The sequence below is a fragment of the Rhodococcus cercidiphylli genome (genome assembly GCF_033042225.1).
GTDB lineage: Bacteria > Actinomycetota > Actinomycetes > Mycobacteriales > Mycobacteriaceae > Rhodococcoides.
The window spans coordinates 656,060-673,292 of sequence record NZ_JAWLKE010000001.1 but is presented as its reverse complement, the minus strand read 5'-3'; the positions used below and the strand labels follow the sequence as shown (position 1 = coordinate 673,292).

General features: G+C 65.6%; 13 protein-coding genes. 10 read left to right on the top strand and 3 right to left on the bottom strand.

The window, feature by feature from the left end; all coding sequences use genetic code 11:
- Positions 1–101 precede the first annotated feature (101 nt).
- From mptB to R3P95_RS03205, 4 genes are read left to right on the top strand one after another with little or no spacing between them, the layout of a single operon-like run.
- Entirely contained in the window at positions 102–1,874 is a 1,773-nt protein-coding gene (gene mptB / locus R3P95_RS03220; RefSeq protein WP_149405822.1) for a polyprenol phosphomannose-dependent alpha 1,6 mannosyltransferase MptB, read from the top strand.
- Positions 1,871–2,815 carry an ABC transporter ATP-binding protein gene (locus tag R3P95_RS03215; protein WP_176460513.1) on the top strand — a complete coding sequence of 315 codons (945 nt, stop codon included), beginning with the start codon at positions 1,871–1,873 and terminating at the stop codon, positions 2,813–2,815. Before mptB ends, R3P95_RS03215 begins: the two co-directional genes overlap by 4 nt.
- Before the next feature lie 2 nt (positions 2,816–2,817).
- A complete protein-coding gene (locus tag R3P95_RS03210) occupies positions 2,818–3,612 on the top strand; it encodes an ABC transporter permease (RefSeq protein ID WP_373557666.1) in 795 nt (264 codons plus the stop codon).
- 55 nt (positions 3,613–3,667) lie between these two features.
- Entirely contained in the window at positions 3,668–4,672 is a 1,005-nt protein-coding gene (locus tag R3P95_RS03205) for a COX15/CtaA family protein (protein ID WP_149405823.1), read from the top strand.
- A gap of 139 nt (positions 4,673–4,811) precedes the next feature.
- On the opposite strand, the gene R3P95_RS03200 is transcribed toward R3P95_RS03205, so the two are convergent.
- Positions 4,812–5,183 (bottom strand): hypothetical protein, encoded by a 372-nt coding sequence (locus tag R3P95_RS03200; protein ID WP_149405824.1) that lies wholly within the window; start codon positions 5,181–5,183, stop codon positions 4,812–4,814.
- A gap of 136 nt (positions 5,184–5,319) precedes the next feature.
- Here R3P95_RS03200 and R3P95_RS03195 point away from each other — a divergent pair, with 136 nt between their 5' ends.
- Positions 5,320–6,285: a quinone oxidoreductase family protein gene (locus R3P95_RS03195; protein WP_149405825.1), complete on the top strand. Its 966-nt coding sequence runs from the start codon at positions 5,320–5,322 to the stop codon at positions 6,283–6,285.
- 24 nt (positions 6,286–6,309) lie between these two features.
- Here R3P95_RS03195 and R3P95_RS03190 read toward each other — a convergent pair whose 3' ends face one another.
- Positions 6,310–7,317 carry a heme o synthase gene (locus R3P95_RS03190; protein ID WP_149405826.1) on the bottom strand — a complete coding sequence of 336 codons (1,008 nt, stop codon included), beginning with the start codon at positions 7,315–7,317 and terminating at the stop codon, positions 6,310–6,312.
- 411 nt (positions 7,318–7,728) lie between these two features.
- On the opposite strand from R3P95_RS03190, the gene tkt reads away from it, so the two are divergent.
- The 5 genes from tkt to pgl are packed head-to-tail and all read left to right on the top strand — an operon-like array spanning position 7,729 to position 14,163.
- On the top strand, positions 7,729–9,828 hold the full coding sequence (gene tkt, locus R3P95_RS03185; protein WP_149405827.1) for a transketolase: 2,100 nt from the start codon (positions 7,729–7,731) through the stop codon (positions 9,826–9,828).
- Positions 9,829–9,831: 3 nt separating this feature from the next.
- The gene (gene tal / locus R3P95_RS03180) at positions 9,832–10,956 is read left to right on the top strand and encodes a transaldolase (RefSeq protein ID WP_149405828.1); all 1,125 of its coding nucleotides are present in this window, start codon (positions 9,832–9,834) and stop codon (positions 10,954–10,956) included.
- A 6-nt stretch (positions 10,957–10,962) separates the two neighbouring features.
- On the top strand, positions 10,963–12,519 hold the full coding sequence (gene zwf / locus R3P95_RS03175; RefSeq protein WP_149405829.1) for a glucose-6-phosphate dehydrogenase: 1,557 nt from the start codon (positions 10,963–10,965) through the stop codon (positions 12,517–12,519).
- The gene (gene opcA, locus R3P95_RS03170) at positions 12,516–13,424 is read left to right on the top strand and encodes a glucose-6-phosphate dehydrogenase assembly protein OpcA (protein WP_170946023.1); all 909 of its coding nucleotides are present in this window, start codon (positions 12,516–12,518) and stop codon (positions 13,422–13,424) included. The genes zwf and opcA overlap by 4 nt, the downstream gene beginning before the upstream one ends.
- Positions 13,417–14,163, top strand: coding sequence for a 6-phosphogluconolactonase (gene pgl, locus R3P95_RS03165; RefSeq protein WP_149405830.1), 747 nt, complete (start codon positions 13,417–13,419; stop codon positions 14,161–14,163). The genes opcA and pgl overlap by 8 nt, the downstream gene beginning before the upstream one ends.
- A gap of 224 nt (positions 14,164–14,387) precedes the next feature.
- Here pgl and ppc read toward each other — a convergent pair whose 3' ends face one another.
- Complete coding sequence (gene ppc / locus R3P95_RS03160) at positions 14,388–17,219, bottom strand: phosphoenolpyruvate carboxylase (protein WP_149405831.1); 2,832 nt, start codon at positions 17,217–17,219, stop codon at positions 14,388–14,390.
- Positions 17,220–17,233 lie beyond the last annotated feature (14 nt).

Here is a 17,233-nt window from a genome sequence, read left to right as displayed (position 1 = left end):
GTGCCCTATGCGGGCTACTCACCCAGCGCGGTGGCCGATGCGCATGTCGTCGGGTGGAGCACCGTGCAGGTGGTGACCGAGTGCCCCGCTACGCTCCCACTGTGCCATCGACCGACAGTGAGCCCAGTTTCGAGAGCTCACCTTCCGCGGGCGGTCCCGGTTCTCCCCCGGAGTCCGGCACATCGAAGTCCGCGCCGGCCGCATTCGTCCACAGGTTCGTCGTGGCCCCGGCACGTCGAGTCATCGGCCTCGAGCCCACGCCTCCGGGCGGGGTGGTGGCCACCCTGCACGGAGACGAGCAGGAGGCACCGGGACTGAATCCGGCGGAGACGAACCAGCTCAGGAACATCCGCCGTTTCGGTGCCGCGGGCGCACTGCTGATGGCGATCGGAGCACTCGGCGCGGGCGCGCAGCCGGTGCTGCAGAACCCGATCGCAGGCGTCCGACTCCTGAGCCTGCCGTCCCGGATGGCGACCACCGCACTGACCGTCACGATGACCGGAACCGTCATCGTGGTGCTCGCGTGGTTGCTGCTGGGAAGATTCGCGTTGGGACGCTTGCGATCGGGAGCGACCCCGCGGCGACTCACCCGCTCCCAGATGGACCGCACGTTGCTGCTGTGGATCCTGCCGTTGTGCGTGGCACCGCCGATGTTCTCGCGCGACGTCTACTCGTACCTGGCTCAGAGCGAGATCACCGCACGCGGACTCGACCCGTACGAGGTCGGTCCGGTCGATGCACTCGGGGCCGACAACGTACTGACCCGAACGGTTCCCAACATCTGGCGGGAGACCCCGGCACCCTACGGCCCGCTGTTCCTGTGGATGGGGCGTGGCATCACGTACCTGACCGGCGAGAACATCGTCGCCGGCATCTTTCTGCATCGCCTGCTCGCATTGGCGGGCGTGGCGTTGATCGTCTGGTCGCTGCCCCGCCTCGCCCGACGCTGCGGGGTTGCGTCGGTGACGGCACTGTGGCTCGGTGCCGCGAATCCGTTGCTGCTCTTCCATCTGGTGGCCGGTATCCACAACGAGGCCCTGATGATCGGGCTGATGCTGGCCGGTACCGAACTGGCGCTTCGCGCGATCGAGCGCTCGGGTCCCCTCCGCAACAGCGATATCGCGTTCCTCGTCGGCGGTGCAGGCTTGATCGCACTGTCGTCTTCGATCAAGATCCCCTCGCTCATCGCGCTCGGCTTCGTGGGAATGGCCCTGTCGAGGAGGTGGGGCGGGACCCTCAGATCCGTGGTGTACGCGGCAATCCTGCTCGGCTCCATAGCCGTCGCGGTCCAAGTCGCGGTGAGCCTGGGCAGTGGGCTCGGCTTCGGCTGGATCAACACTCTGGGGACCGCCGGCGTGGTGCGCAGCTGGATGTCGATTCCCACGATTCTCGGGCTGGGCACCGGATTCGTCGGCGTACTCCTCGGCCTCGGCGACCACACCACCGCTGTGTTGGGCCTCACTCGCCCGATCGCTGCCGTCGTCGCGGGAATCATCGTCGTCCGCATGCTCATCGCCGTTCTGCGCGGCCGTCTGCATCCGGTCGGCGCACTCGGCGTCGCGCTCGGTGCCGTCGTCCTGTTGTTCCCCGTGGTCCAACCCTGGTACCTGCTGTGGGCGGTGATTCCGCTGGCCGCCTGGGCCACCACTTCCTCGTTCCGGCGTCCGGCCATCGCCTTCTCGTCGTTGGTGAGTGTGATCCTGATGCCGAACGGCAGTGAGTACCAGCCGTTCCAGATCGTGCAGGCCGCAGTCATGACCATCCTGACGATCGCAGTGCTCTACCTGTTCACCCGAAACCGGATGCCGTGGCCCACCCGCACCGGACCACCGGCACGCGACCGCAGCGCAGACGAATACGCTGAGTCCTCGTGATCTCCGGGACGTCCGACGCGACGCAACCTGTCGTACAGCTGACCGACGTACGCAAGTCGTACGACGGTGTCAGTGCCGTCGACGGACTCAGCCTGAACATCGGCCCCGGCGAGGTTCTCGCACTGCTGGGCCCCAACGGTGCCGGAAAAACCACCACCGTCGAGATGTGCGAAGGATTCGTCGTACCCGACGGCGGCTCGGTCCGAGTCCTCGGACTCGACCCCGTCGCGCAGTCGGCGCAGCTGCGGCCACGCATCGGCGTCATGCTGCAGGGCGGAGGCGCGTACCCCGGTTCCAAAGCCGGCGAGATGCTCCAACTCGTCGCCTCGTACTCGGCCGACCCCCTCGATCCGGCATGGCTGCTCGACTGCCTCGGCCTGACCTCGGCCGTCCGCACCCCGTACCGGCGGCTCTCCGGTGGGCAGCAGCAGCGGCTCGCCCTGGCGTGCGCCATCGTCGGACGGCCCGAACTGGTGTTCCTGGACGAACCGACCGCCGGGCTCGACGCCCAGGCCCGGCTGCTCGTGTGGGAGCTGATCGACGCCCTGCGCCGTGACGGAGTCGGCGTTCTGCTCACGACGCATCTGATGGACGAGGCCGAGCAGCTCGCAGACCGGCTGACGATCATCGACAACGGTCGCGTCGTCGCCTCGGGCACTCCCTCGGAGCTGACCAAGCAGGGTGCCGAGGGCCAACTGCGCTTCACCGCACCCCCTGGACTCGAACTCTCCATGCTCGACGCGGCTCTTCCCCCGGGGTACGTACCGTCGGAACCGACGCCCGGTTCCTATGTGGTCGCCGGTGTGATCGAGCCGCAGATCCTGGTGATCGTCACGTCCTGGTGTGCACAGCAGGACGTGTTGGCGACCGAACTGCAGGTCGACCAGCGCCGCCTCGAGGACGTGTTCCTCGAACTGACCGGCAGAGAATTGAGGAAGTGACCGTGCGCAGAGAAGCCCGGCTCGCCGACAACCGATTCGAGACAGGTCTGTTCGCGCCTCGCCCGCAGCCCGCGTCGGCTGCACGTATGTTGCTCGCGCAGACCCGCCTCGAGCTGAAGTTGTTGCTGCGCAACGGTGAACAGTTGCTGCTGACGATGTTCATCCCGATCACGTTGCTGATCGGATTGACCCTGCTGCCCTTCGGCGAGCTCGGCGTCGACCGAGTTGCCCGAGTGGTCCCGGCCGTGATGATGGTTGCCATCATGTCGACGGCGTTCACCGGTCAGGCGATCGCCGTCGGCTTCGATCGCCGCTACGGCGCTCTCAAGCGGCTCGGGGCGACACCACTTCCGCGGTGGGGCATCATCGGCGGCAAATCCGCCGCCGTGGTGATCGTGGTGATCCTGCAGTCGATTCTGCTCGGCTCGATCGGAGTCGCTCTCGGATGGCGCCCGAGCGCGACGGGGCTGTTGCTCGGTGCCGTCATCATCGCTCTGGGAACCGTCACCTTCGCGTCCATGGGGTTGCTGCTGGGCGGCACCCTGCGCGCCGAGATCGTGCTGGCGCTGGCGAACATCGCCTGGTTCGTGATGCTGGGCGTCGGAAGCGCGGTGTTCGTCGACGACCAGATCCCCCAGGGACTGCAGAACGTGGCACGCATCGTTCCGTCCGGCGCACTGGGCGAGGCACTGAGCAGGGGTGTGGCGTCGTCGTTCGACGTGTTCGGTGTGGTCGTACTGCTGGTGTGGGCTGCGGTGTGCAGCACGCTCGCCGTCCGCACGTTCAAGTTCACCTGAGTCACGCTCGCTACCCAACGACGCTGTGTAGTTGATCGGCGTTTACCATCGTGGAGTGCCCTACCTCCTACGGAAGCTCTATGGCGTATTCCTGCGCGTCGTCGATCTCCTGCCACTGCCGTCGCTTCGTGTGCAGCGAATTCTGGCTTTCATCGCGATCCTTACGCAGGGTGGCATCGCCGTCACCGGTGCAGTCGTTCGCGTCACCGGATCCGGTCTCGGCTGCCCCACGTGGCCGCAGTGCTTCCCCGGTAGTTTCACTCCCGTCGGGGTGTCCGAGGTACCGATATTGCATCAGGCCGTCGAGTTCGGTAACCGCCTGCTCACGTTCGTCGTCGTTCTCGCGGCCGCCGCTGTCGTGATCGCCGTCACCAGGGCGCGGCGTCGTCGCGGAGTGCTGTTCTTCGCGTGGCTGATGCCACTCGGTACCGTCGTGCAGGCCGTCATCGGTGGATTCACCGTGCTGACCGGACTGCTGTGGTGGACCGTGGCCGTTCACCTCGTCGTCTCGATGGCGATGGTCTGGCTGGCCACGCTGCTGTACGCCAAGGTGGGCGAGAGCGATGCGGCATCGGAGTCGACGCCGACGGTGCCCGGTGCTCTGCGAGCGCTGACGGGACTGTCCGGGATCGCTCTGGCGGGTGTGCTGATCGCGGGCACCATGGTGACCGGAGCAGGTCCGCACGCAGGCGACAAGAGCATCGAGGAACCGGTACCGCGCCTCGGTATCGAGATCGTGACGCTGGTGCACGCGCACTCGCAGTTCCTGGTCGGCTACCTGGCGCTGCTCGTCGGACTGGCCTTCGCCCTGTATGCCGTTCGTGCGCCCAAGACGGTCACGTTTCGACTCAATGTCCTGATCGTTCTGGTGTTGGCACAGTCTCTGATCGGATTGGTCCAGTACTTCACCGGGGTTCCAGCCGTACTCGTCGCCTTCCATGTGGCCGGTGCGGGCGCGTGTACCGCCGCAACCGCTGCCGTCTGGGCGGCCTGCCGAACTCGCGGCCCGGCCGCGGCCGACAAGATCGAGACCACCGAGGACGTCGCAGTTCACTCGTGACGATCGATCGATCTTCGAACAGGGTGGAGGGGCAGCCGACCTCCCCCTCAGATGGCCGACTGCCCCTCCACTGACTTCGACGCACCGGGTGCCCAGATGGTTCCCGCCGAATCGAACAAGTTTTGCGACTTTTTTCCGCTCAGACGATCGCCTGGTTACGCGCCTTCGGAAACTTCTTCTGATGGGCTACCCACCCGGCCATCTTCTCGTGGTGTCCGGGTGCCGGATTGACCGAACTGGTCAACTCGCGGTCCCATTCGGCCTCGGTCAACTGGTCGAGACCGTCGACGATCGCGCGGGCGATGGCGGTACTCGCCACCACCTGGTCCCCCAGAACTCCGTCGGCACCGACCATGGTGAGCCGAGTCCCGGCGCGACCGACCGGCTGAATCACCACGTCGGCAGAGTTGCCGTGGTCGGCGAGGAAGCTCTTCACCGCCGCGAGCGTTCCCTTGGGAACGTCGTTCGACTCGTTCTTCTCGATGCCCGCACTGTCGATTTCGGTAGCCATGCCGACACGATACCGAGGCCGTTCGCAATCCCCGCATCGACCCGTCGAGTCGTTACTCCTCGGTAACTTCGTCCGCGTGCGTGCATCGAGCGGATCCGTGCCACCGGGTGCGAGGTGCCGGTGTAGAACGGTCTTCATGCGTGCCATTCGAATAGACAACACCGGCGGACCCGAGGTCATGAACGTCGTCGATGTTCCGATACCGACGCCAGGACCTGCTCAACTCCTGGTCAGGACGGACGCCATCGGCATCAACTACATCGATACGTACTTTCGGCGCGGCCTGTATCCGCGCGCACTCCCCTACGTTCCCGGCGACGAAGGGTCCGGAGTGATCGATCAGGTCGGGTCGGACGTCACGGACTTTGCTCCGGGAGCTCGCGTCGCCTGGGCCGCAGCACCCGGCAGCTACGCCGAATACGTCCTGGTGGACGCTTCGTCGGCCATCGCGGTTCCCGACGACGTTCCAGCCGATCAGGCCGCCTCTGCGCTGCTCCAGGGCATGACGGCGCATTACCTGATCGAGTCCACCTATCCTGCCCAGCGGGGCGACACAGTGCTGGTACACGCAGGCGCAGGTGGCGTCGGACTGTTGTTGACGCAGATGGCGGTGGCGAAGGGCGTGAACGTGATCACCACGGTCTCCACGGATGACAAGGCCGAGCGGTCGACGCAGGCCGGTGCCGCCCACGTGTTGCGCTACGAGGACGACATCGCCGCCCGCGTGCGTGAGATCACCGACGGTGAGGGTGTCCATGCGGTGTACGACGGCGTGGGCGCCGACACGTTCGAGGCAAGTCTTGCGTCGCTTCGGGTCAGAGGGACTCTGGCTCTGTTCGGTGCCGCGAGCGGTCCCGTCCCGCCCATGGATCCGCAGCGCCTGAACGGCGCGGGCTCCCTGTTCCTGACCCGGCCCACGCTCGCACATCACATCCGAAACCGGGCCGAGCTGGAGTGGCGCGCCGGAGATGTGTTCGCAGCGATGGCCAACGGCGCTCTGACGGTCGAGATCGGTGCGCAGTACGCGCTGGAGGATGCGGCTCAGGCCCACATCGATTTGGAGTCACGCAAGACGATGGGGTCCATCGTGCTGGTTCCCTGACGCTGACCGTGCCGGACGGCTCGCTCAGGAAAGGATCTGAGCGAGCGTCTGCCAGCCCAGAACCGAGTCGACGGCCAAGCCGCAGAACACCAGTGCCAGGTATTCGTTCGAGAGAATGAACAGCTTGAGCGGCTTGACCGGAGTTCCCGCTCGCACGCCTGCGTAGAGACGGTGGGCCACGACGAGGAACCACACTCCCGACGCCACAGCGACGGCTGCGTAGACGATGCCCGAGCCCGGGGCCAACGCGAGCGTTGCGGCAACGGTGGCCCACGCGTAGAGCACGATGTGCTTGGTGACCTTCGTTTCCGAGGCGACAGCAGGCAGCATCGGCACGTTGGCGGCCTGGTAGTCCTCCTTGTAGCGGAGCATGAGGGCCCAGGTGTGCGGCGGTGTCCACAGGAAGATCACCAGGAACATCACCAGCGCCTGCCACCCGATCGTGCCGGTCACGGCGGACCAACCGATCATCACCGGCATACATCCGGCCGCGCCGCCCCACACCACGTTCTGCGAGGTGCGCCGTTTGAGCACGAGCGTGTAGACGAAAATGTAGAAGCAGATCGTCACGACGGCGAGCACGCCGCTGAGCAGATTCGTGGTGGCCCACAGCCAGAAGAACGAGAACACGCCCAGGACGAGCCCGAAGATCAGGGCGTGCGAGACGGGCATGGCACCGCGCGCGAGTGGGCGCTTCTCGGTGCGCTTCATCACCTTGTCGATGTCTGCGTCGACGACCATGTTCAGAGTGTTGGCGCTGGCTGCGGCCAGCATTCCGCCGAAGAGTGTGGTGAGGATCAGCCAGGGATCGACGTTTCCTCGGTCGGCCAGCAGCATCGCCGGAATGGTCGTGACGAGGAGGAGTTCGATGACCCGGGGCTTCGTGAGCGCGACATACGCAAGAAAGAGTGCGAATGCTCTGCGCGGGGCGGACGTCGCCGGCGCGGCCTGCGTGGGCTCACCCTCGTCGTCTGCTCCGAATCCGGGGCCGCCGGCGAAACCGTGTCCGCCCGGCTGCTGCCCAATTCGCACTGCGTCTCCTCGCACGACTGTCGTTCTCTGGCGCTCGGCCACTTGCTCGCATGCCACCGGCACGCGGGTTGACTCTCGATGGCGACACTTCGGCGCCTTCGCGCACGCGCCGACCCCCGCGTTCACTACCGCGGCAGCCGACGAACGTACGCCTACTACGACCGATGGTAGACGGCTGGGTTTGCACCTCCAATTCGCAGGGCACCCAAAGTGAGGAATACGTCGCCTACGAGTAACCCGTGCGCAATCGCCCGGGGGAAGGCACGACAGTAGGGTCGGACGGAACTAGGCTGGTGGGGGACGTCCTTCGGCACCGACTGCGTGCGCGCTCCACCCAGGCGCATCGCATAGGTCGCCGAGCGACGATTCCTCGGAGCCACAACTCGAACGAATGTCAGGAGATTTCTGCTCGTGTCGATCACAGACGATATTGACGTCCTCACCACGGCGCACCACCCGAGCGACTGGACGGACCTGGACACCCGAGCGGTCGACACCGTTCGTGTTCTGGCAGCGGACGCAGTGCAGAAGGTCGGCAACGGCCACCCCGGAACCGCGATGAGCCTGGCCCCTCTCGCTTACACCCTCTTTCAGCGCACCATGCGCCACGATCCCACCGACACGCACTGGATCGGCCGCGACCGATTCGTCCTCTCGTGCGGTCACTCGAGCCTGACGCTGTACCTGCAGCTCTACTTGGGCGGCTTCGGACTCGAGCTCGCCGACATCGAGGCGCTGCGCACCTACAAGTCCAAGACTCCCGGACACCCCGAGTTCCGCCACACCGACGGCGTCGAGATCACCACCGGCCCGCTCGGTCAGGGACTCGCCTCCGCCGTGGGTATGGCCATGGCGGCGCGCCGCGAGCGTGGCCTGTTCGATCCCGAGCCTGCACTCGGCGAGAGTCCGTTCGACCACTTCATCTACGTGATCGCCTCCGACGGCGACATCGAAGAAGGCGTCACGTCCGAGGCGTCGTCGCTGGCCGGTACTCAGCAGCTCGGCAACCTGATCCTGTTCTACGACGACAACAAGATCTCGATCGAGCACTCCACCGACATCGCCCTGTCCGAGAACACGGCCGCGCGCTACGAGGCCTACGGCTGGCACGTGCAGGTGGTCGAGGGCGGCGAGAACGTCACTGCCATCGAAGAGGCCGTCGAGGCTGCCAAGGCCGTCACCGACAAGCCGTCGATCATCGTGCTGCGCACCATCATCGGTTTCCCGGCCCCCACCATGATGAACACCGGTGCTGTTCACGGTGCCGCACTGGGCGACGAGGAGATCGCGAAGGTCAAGCAGGCACTCGATTTCGACCCCGCCAAGACGTTCGAGGTCACCGACGAGGTCATCGGCCACACCCGCAAGCTGCAGGAACGCGGCCGTACGGCCCACGCCGAGTGGACCGTCGAATTCGACGCCTGGGCCGCGCGCGAGCCCGAGCGCAAGAAACTGCTGGACCGCCTGACCCAGGGCACGTTGCCCGAGAACTGGACCGACGTTCTGCCCACCTGGGAGCCCGGCAGCAAGGCCGTCGCGACGCGTGCGGCGTCGGGCGAGGTCCTCAACGCCGTCGGACCTGTCCTCCCGGAGCTGTGGGGCGGTTCCGCCGACCTGGCCGGCAGCAACAACACCACGATCAAGGGTGCGAAGTCCTTCGGCCCCACGTCGATCTCCACCGACGACTGGGACGCCGAGCCGTACGGCCGCACGCTGCACTTCGGCATCCGTGAGCACGCGATGGGTGCCATTCTGTCCGGCATCGTCATGCACGGCCCGACCCGTGCCTACGGCGGAACGTTCATGCAGTTCAGCGACTACATGCGGCCAGCAGTTCGACTCGCGTCGTTGATGGACATCGACCCCATCTACGTGTGGACGCACGACTCCATCGGCCTCGGCGAGGACGGCCCGACGCACCAGCCGGTCGAGCATCTCGCCGCGCTGCGGGCCATCCCCAACCTGTCGGTGGTACGCCCCGGTGACGCCAACGAAACCGCATTCGCATGGCAGGCAGTGTTGGCCAAGTCCAGCAGCAGCGGACCCGTCGGTCTCGCGCTGACGCGTCAGGGCATCCCGATTCTCGAGGGCACCAGCTACGAGGGCGTCTCGAAGGGTGGATACATTCTCGTCGAGTCGTCCAAGGCGACCCCGGACGTCGTCCTGATCGGCACCGGCTCCGAGCTGCAGTACGCCGTGGAGGCGCAGAAGCAGCTCGAGGCGCAGGGCATCGCCGCCCGCGTCGTCTCGATGCCGTGCGTCGAGTGGTTCGAGAGCCAGGATCAGAACTACCGCGACCAGGTGATCCCGCCCACCGTCAAGGCCCGGGTGTCGATCGAGGCCGGCATCGCGATGCCGTGGTGGAAGATCGTCGGCGGCTTCGGCGAGATCATCTCGCTCGAGCACTACGGCGAATCTGCCGACGCTGCAACACTTTTCCGCGAGTTCGGCTTCACGGCCGAGGCCGTCACCGCAGCCGCACAGCGCTCCATCACCAATGTGAAGGGATAATTCATGACCCAGAACAAGAATCTTGCAGAGCTCTCCGCCGCGGGCATCTCGGTATGGCTGGACGACCTGTCCCGCGACCGCATCCGCTCGGGCAACCTCAAGGACCTGATCGACACCAAGAGCGTCGTCGGAGTGACCACCAACCCGTCGATCTTCCAGGCGGCCCTGAGCACGGGCGAGGCCTACGACGAGCAGGTGAACAAGCTCGCCGGTGAAGGTGCCGACGTCGAGACCACGATTCGCACGGTCACCACGGACGACGTCCGAGAAGCATGCGACATCCTGATGCCTCAGTACGAGGCGAGTGCAGGCGTCGACGGCCGGGTGTCGATCGAGGTCGATCCCCGCATGGCCCACGACGCCGACAAGACGTACGAGCAGGCCGTCGAGCTGTGGAAGATCGTCGACCGCCCGAACCTGCTCATCAAGATTCCGGCCACCGAGGCCGGAATTCCCGCTATCGCCAAGGTGATCGGCGAGGGCATCAGCGTCAACGTCACGCTGATCTTCTCCGTCGAGCGCTACGAGCTGGTGATGAACGCATACCTCGAGGGTCTCGAGAAGGCCCGCGCGGCCGGTCACGACCTCGACAAGATCCACTCGGTCGCGTCGTTCTTCGTCTCCCGCGTGGACAGCGAGATCGATTCCCGACTCGATGCGATCGGCACCCCCGATGCCGAGGCACTCAAGGGCAAGGCCGCGCTGGCCAATGCTCGTCTCGCATACGTGGCGTACCAGCAGATCTTCGAGGTCGCTCCTCGGTTCCGCGAGCTCGTCGGCAGTGGCGCACGTCCGCAGCGTCCGCTGTGGGCCTCGACCGGCGTCAAGTCCGACGCCTACCCCGACACCATGTACGTCACCGAGCTCGTCTCGCCGAACACGGTGAACACGATGCCGGAGAAGACCATGGACGCGGTTGCCGATCACGGCGAGATCGTCGGCGACACGGTCTCGGGCAAGGGACCGGAATCGCAGGAGATCTTCGACCGCATCTCGGCGCTCGGTATCGACATCTCCGATGTCTTCCTGACGTTGGAGAACGAAGGCGTCCAGAAGTTCGAGGCTGCCTGGAACGAGTTGCTCGAGGCCACCGGCGAGCAGCTTCGCCAAGCAGGTCAGAAGAGCTGACCGACTGTGCCCACCGCAGAAACCGAACCTCTCCACTCCGCGGACTGGCTCAACCCTCTCCGCGACGCCCGAGACAAGCGGCTCCCCCGTATCGCGGGACCGTGCAGCATGGTCATCTTCGGGGTGACCGGCGATCTCGCGCGTAAGAAGCTCATGCCTGCGGTGTACGACCTGGCGAACCGGGGGCTTCTACCCCCCGGTTTCGCCCTGGTCGGATTTGCCCGGCGGGAATGGCAGAACCAGGACTTCGCCAAGATCGTGCACGATTCCGTGCGCGATCACGCGCGAACACCGTTCAGCGAGGAGGTGTGGAACACCCTCGCCGAAGGATTCCGGTTCGTCCAAGGCTCCTTCGACGACGACGCTGCGTTCGACGAGCTGTCACGGACGCTGACCGAACTCGACGAGACCCGCGGCACCGGCGGGAATCACGCCTTCTATCTGTCCATCCCGCCCAGCGCGTTCCCGGTCGTCCTCGAGCAGCTGTCGCGCTCGGGCCTGGCGCAGAGCAAGGACGGCAACTGGCGACGCGTCGTCATCGAGAAGCCGTTCGGGCACGATCTGCAGAGCGCGAAAGAGCTCAACGCGGTCGTGAACCGAGTGTTCCCCGAGGACACCGTGTTTCGCATCGACCACTATCTCGGCAAGGAGACGGTGCAGAACATCCTGGCACTGCGCTTCGCCAACCAGCTGTTCGATCCGATCTGGAATGCGCATTACGTCGACCACGTCCAGATCACGATGGCCGAGGACATCGGATTGGGCGGTCGCGCAGGGTATTACGACGGAATCGGTGCCGCCCGCGACGTCATCCAGAACCACCTTCTGCAGCTTCTCGCCATCACAGCGATGGAGGAGCCGGTCAGCTTCAACCCCAAGGAGCTGCAATCGGAGAAGATCAAGGTGCTCTCGGCCACCAAACTCGCCGAGCCACTCGATCGAACCTCGGCGCGCGGTCAGTATTCCGCGGGGTGGCAGGGCAGCCAGAAAGTGAAGGGCCTCAAGGAGGAAGAGGGCTTCGACTCCGAGTCGAACACCGAAACCTACGCCGCCATCACCCTGGAGGTGGATACGCGACGCTGGGGTGGGGTGCCGTTCTACCTTCGGACCGGCAAGGCACTCGGGCGTCGAGTCACCGAGATCGCGATGGTGTTCAAGCGCGCTCCGCACCTACCGTTCGACGCCACGATGACCGAAGAACTCGGTCAGAACGCGTTGGTGATCCGAGTCCAGCCCGACGAGGGCGTGACGATGCGGTTCGGCTCCAAGGTGCCGGGCTCGAGCATGCAGGTGCGCGACGTCAGCATGGACTTCAGCTACGGCCAGGCGTTCACCGAATCCTCGCCCGAGGCGTACGAACGCCTCATCCTCGACGTGCTGCTCGGTGAGCCGTCGCTGTTCCCGGTCAATGCCGAAGTGGAACTGTCGTGGAAGATCCTCGATCCCATTCTGGAATTCTGGGCTTCCGGCGGCACCGCGGAACCGTACGAAGCCGGTACCTGGGGGCCTTCCTCGGGTGACGAGATGATGCACCGCACCGGACGCGAATGGAGAAGACCGTGATTGTCGACATCCCCGCCACGACGACGGCCGAGGTCGGCAAGAAGTTGGTGGAGGTGCGCGAAGCAGGCGGTGCGGTGACCATCGGCCGGGTGCTGACACTGATCGTCGCCAGCCGTGATCCGGCCAAGGCCGAACGGGCGATCGACGCAGCGAACGAGGCCAGCCGCGAGCATCCGTGCCGCGTCATCGTGCTCATCCACGGAGACCGATCCGCCGAATCGAGCCTCGACGCACAGATCCGTGTGGGCGGAGACGCCGGTGCATCGGAGGTCGTGGTGTTGCGCCTGAACGGCGAACTCGCCGATCACGAGCACAGTGTGGTGATCCCGTTCCTGCTGCCCGATACCCCGATCGTGGCGTGGTGGCCGGACGAGGCACCGACCGTTCCGGCGAAGGATCCGCTGGGGCGCTTGGCAATTCGCCGGATCACCGATGCCACGAACTCACCCGACACCACGGCGACGATCAAGGGTCGGCTCAGCAGCTACACCGAGGGCGACACCGATCTATCCTGGAGTCGCATCACGTACTGGCGCGGCCTGTTGGCCACCGCGCTCGACCAGGCTCCGTTCGAGGCGGTCGTCTCGGCCACGGTGTCCGGACTGGCCGAAGAACCCGCACTCGACATCCTGGCGGGTTGGCTGGCCGCCAAACTCGACGTGCCGGTCCACCGCCGTGCGGGTGAGCTGAAGGTGGAGCTGATCAGAGAGAACAGCAGCATCTCGCTGACGCGTCCGCAGACCGGCAAGACCGCAACCCTGCGACGCACCGGTCAGCCCGACGCCGAGGTCGCACTGGCGCGTCGCAACACTCGCGAGTGCCTCGCCGAGGAACTGCGCAGACTCGACACGGACGAGATCTACGAACTCGCCCTGCACGGACTGTCGAAAGTGAGCTATGAGTAAGACATCGGTACTTCAGTACTTGGACGCGCAGGCCCTGGTCGACGCTGCACGATCTCGCTTCGTCGACGTGGTCACGGCCGCGCAGGCCGAGCGCGGCTCCGCATCGGTGGTGCTCACCGGCGGCGGCACCGGAATCGCGCTGTTGGAGGCGCTACGTGAGGACTCCGGATCGATCGACTGGGGCAACGTCGACATCTACTTCGGCGACGAACGCTTCCTGCCCTGGGGTGATCCCGAACGCAACGAGGTCCAGGCCTCGGAGGCGCTGCTCGATCACGTCGATGTTCACCCGGATCGGGTGTTCCGGATGGCCGCATCCGACGGACCACACGGCAGCGACCCCGAGGTGGCCGCCGCAACGTACGCACAGATCCTGCATTCCGGATCGGAGGGTGAGCCGACGCCCCGGTTCGACGTACATCTCCTCGGAATGGGCGGGGAAGGCCATATCAATTCACTCTTCCCCCACACCGATGCAGTGCGTGAGCAGCACCGCTTCGTCGTGGCGGTCGAGGACTCCCCCAAGCCCCCGCCGGTGCGCATCACACTGACGCTGCCTGCGGTTCGCCGCGCACAGCACGTGTGGTTGCTCGTCTCGGGAGCGAACAAAGCCGACGCCGTCGCCGCTGCGGTGGGCGGAGCCGATTCCGACGACGTCCCGTCGGCAGGCGCGCTCGGCACCGAATCGACGGTCTGGTTCGTCGATGCAGGCGCTGCGTCCAAGCTGGACACCGTCTGATCCCACCCGACTAATCGGGGTCGGCAGCGTCGGGGTCACATCCGGGCCGCTCGCAGTCGTAGTCGCCGACGCTCCGGGCATATCCTGACATCGAACGACCGATCCGCCTACTGCTGATGCGGTAGGCGGATCCGTCTCTCCAGGTATCGATCGAACTGCTGCACTGCGTCATACCTCGTTGGACGCGATCGACCGACAACCGGTTCCTCGCCCCTCGTGAGTGGCTAACCGCTGTTGCGCAGCGCCGTCGCGAGACCGTTCATCGTCAGCAGAATTCCTCGCTTGACCCGTTCGTCGTCGTCACCGTTGCGGTATCGACGCAGCATCTCGACCTGCATCTGATTCAGTGGCTCGAGGTACGGGAAGCGATTGTGCACCGAGCGCTCGAGCGACGGGTTGTCTTCGAGCAGGCGACTGTGACCGGTGATCTTCAGGTACATCCGCACCGTCGTGGCATGTTCGGCTTCGATCATCCCGAAGATCCGCGCGCGCAGGTCCGCGTCGGGAACCAACTCCGCGTACCGAGCCGCGATGCCCAGATCCGATTTCGCCATGACCTGCGCGAGGTTGGACAGAACGGTCTGGAAGAACGGCCACTTTCGGTACAGCTCGGTCAGCACCTCGAGTTTGGAATCGTCGTCGCCGACCCACTCCTCGAATGCCGAACCGGTGCCGTACCAGCCGGGCAGCATCACGCGGCACTGACTCCACGACATCACCCACGGAATCGCACGCAGGTCGTACACCGAGTTTGTCGGCTTTCTCGATGCCGGACGGGAGCCGATGTTCAGCTCGCCGACCTCGGCTACCGGCGTCGACGTTCGGAAGTACTCGACGAAACCGGGCTCCTCGTGCACCAGCCGGCCGTAGGCCGCACGCGCCTTCGCGGCGAGGTCGTCCAGGATGTCGTATGCGGCTTCTGCGCCGTCTCCGAGACCCTCCACATCCAGCAGAGTCGATTCGAGGGTTCCCGCAACCAGAGACTCGAGGTTTCGGCGCGCCATGGACGGCTCGGCGTATTTCGCCGCGATGATCTCGCCCTGCTCGGTGAGCCGCAACGATCCCTGTACCACTCCGGGCGGCTGCGCCAGGATCGCGTCGTAGCTGGGACCGCCGCCGCGGCCGACCGTACCGCCGCGACCATGGAAGAGCCGCAAGCGAATACCCGTCTTGCGTGAGGCCTCGAGCAGATCCAACTCGGCGCGGTACAGCGCCCAGTTCGCCGCGAGGTATCCACCGTCCTTGTTCGAGTCCGAATACCCCAGCATGACTTCCTGGTTCATGCCGCGCCCAGCGACCAGCGCGCGATAGATCGGAACGTCGAGCGTGGCGAGCAGGGTCGCGGCGCCCTGCTGCAGATCCTCGATGGTCTCGAACAGTGGCACGACACCCACCGTCGACGTGGGTGCCGAGCCGTCGGTGCCGGGGTCGAAGATGCCCGCTTCCTTGAGCAGCAACGCCGCTTCGAGCATGTCACTGACCGACTGACACATGCTGATGATGTAGTTCTGGATGGTGTCGGGGCCCAGGTGGTCGATGGCCTCCTTGGCGGCCCTGACGATGCCCAGTTCCTTGGTGGCGAGCTCACTCAGTTGCGCGTTGGGGCCGACCAGCGGCCGCCTGGTCGCAAGTTCCTGCGACAGAACCGAGACCCGCTCGTCCTCCCCGAGGGACATGTAATCGGAGTGGACACCGGCCCAGGCCAACAGCTCGGCGACCACCTCTTCGTGTGTCTCGGAGTTCTGCCTCATGTCCAACGCCTGCAGATGGAATCCGAACGTCTCGACCGACTGCCGAAGCCGGAGCAGACGATCATCGGCGATCAATGCATCCCCGTCGGCCCGCAGAGCCCGATCGATGACGTCGAGGTCGTCGAGAACGTCTTGCGGACCGGCGTACTTCTGCGCACCGAGGTCGATACCGGAGACCGGCACCGCGTCGAGCACAGCCCGGGCGGTGGCCGTGAGCCGCGCCCGGATACCGGCGACGGCGACACGGTACGGCTCGTCCGATCGACGGTCGTCCGGCTCGGTCGATGCTCCGGCCAGCGCCTTCAGATCCTCGGTGACATCCACCAGACGCGCGGACATCGACAGTTCCTTCTCCAGCGCGACCAATTCGTCGAGGTAATGCTCGAACGCCACGTATCCCGCTTGATGGGTCGCGGTGTGGACCACCTCTGCGGTCACGTTCGGATTGCCGTCGCGGTCGCCGCCGATCCAGGAACCGGGCCGGAGAATGGGGCGAGGCAGTAGATCGTCCTCGGGCCACCGTGCCCGCAGCGCTGCCCGCACGTCGGCGTTCAACGCCGGCATGACGTCGAACAGGGAGGACTCGAAGTACCGGAGGCCGACTTCGATTTCGTCCTGAATCCTCAACCGCGACAACCGAATCAGAGCCGTCTCCCACAGGGTCAGTACTTGCCTGCGGATCTGCACGTCGATGGCGGCCAGTTCCTTCGCCGCAGTGGCGGCCTTGCCCTCACGTGCCGCAGCGGCGACATCGCGGCGCCGCATCAGCTCGGTGATCTTCGACTGCACATCGAACACGGTGCGTCGACGTGTTTCGGTGGGGTGCGCGGTGATCACCGGCGCGACCAACGCATCCGTCAGGGCCGCGGCCACCTGCTCACGCGACGGTGCTGCGGCATCGATCTTGAGCCAGGTGGCGTCGAGACTGCTGTCCTGTGGCGGGTCCTCGCGGTCGAGGTGAATCGCTCGACGACGTTCGCGGTGCAGGTCCTCGGCAAGATTGGCCAGCAGCGAGAAGTGACTGAACGCGCGAATCAGTGGAACTGCCTGTGCCACTTCGACGTCGGTGTAGCGACCGACGGAATCGTCGCGTTCTATCTCCGACCTGCGTACCGCGAAGGATTCGACGCGAGCCGACTCGATCAGCTCGAAGACGTCGTCGCCCTCGTGCTCGCGAATGATCTCACCCAGGATGCCGCCGAGATAGCGGATGTCCTCACGGAGAGGCTCTGTCAACTCCCGACCCTGAGCTGTCGGTGGGACGAAGGCTGGGGAACCGACTGACTCGTAGGAGGATTCGCTCATCCACCCAGTATCGT

Bases quoted from the DNA above. Each gene is read 5' to 3' on its own strand.
- ppc (WP_149405831.1), bottom strand. From the start codon at position 17,219: ATGAGCGAATCCTCCTACGAGTCAGTCGGTTCCCCAGCCTTCGTCCCA.
- pgl (WP_149405830.1), top strand. From the start codon at position 13,417: ATGAGTAAGACATCGGTACTTCAGTACTTGGACGCGCAGGCCCTGGTC.
- tal (WP_149405828.1), top strand. From the start codon at position 9,832: ATGACCCAGAACAAGAATCTTGCAGAGCTCTCCGCCGCGGGCATCTCG.
- R3P95_RS03200 (WP_149405824.1), bottom strand. From the start codon at position 5,183: ATGGCTACCGAAATCGACAGTGCGGGCATCGAGAAGAACGAGTCGAAC.
- R3P95_RS03195 (WP_149405825.1), top strand. From the start codon at position 5,320: ATGCGTGCCATTCGAATAGACAACACCGGCGGACCCGAGGTCATGAAC.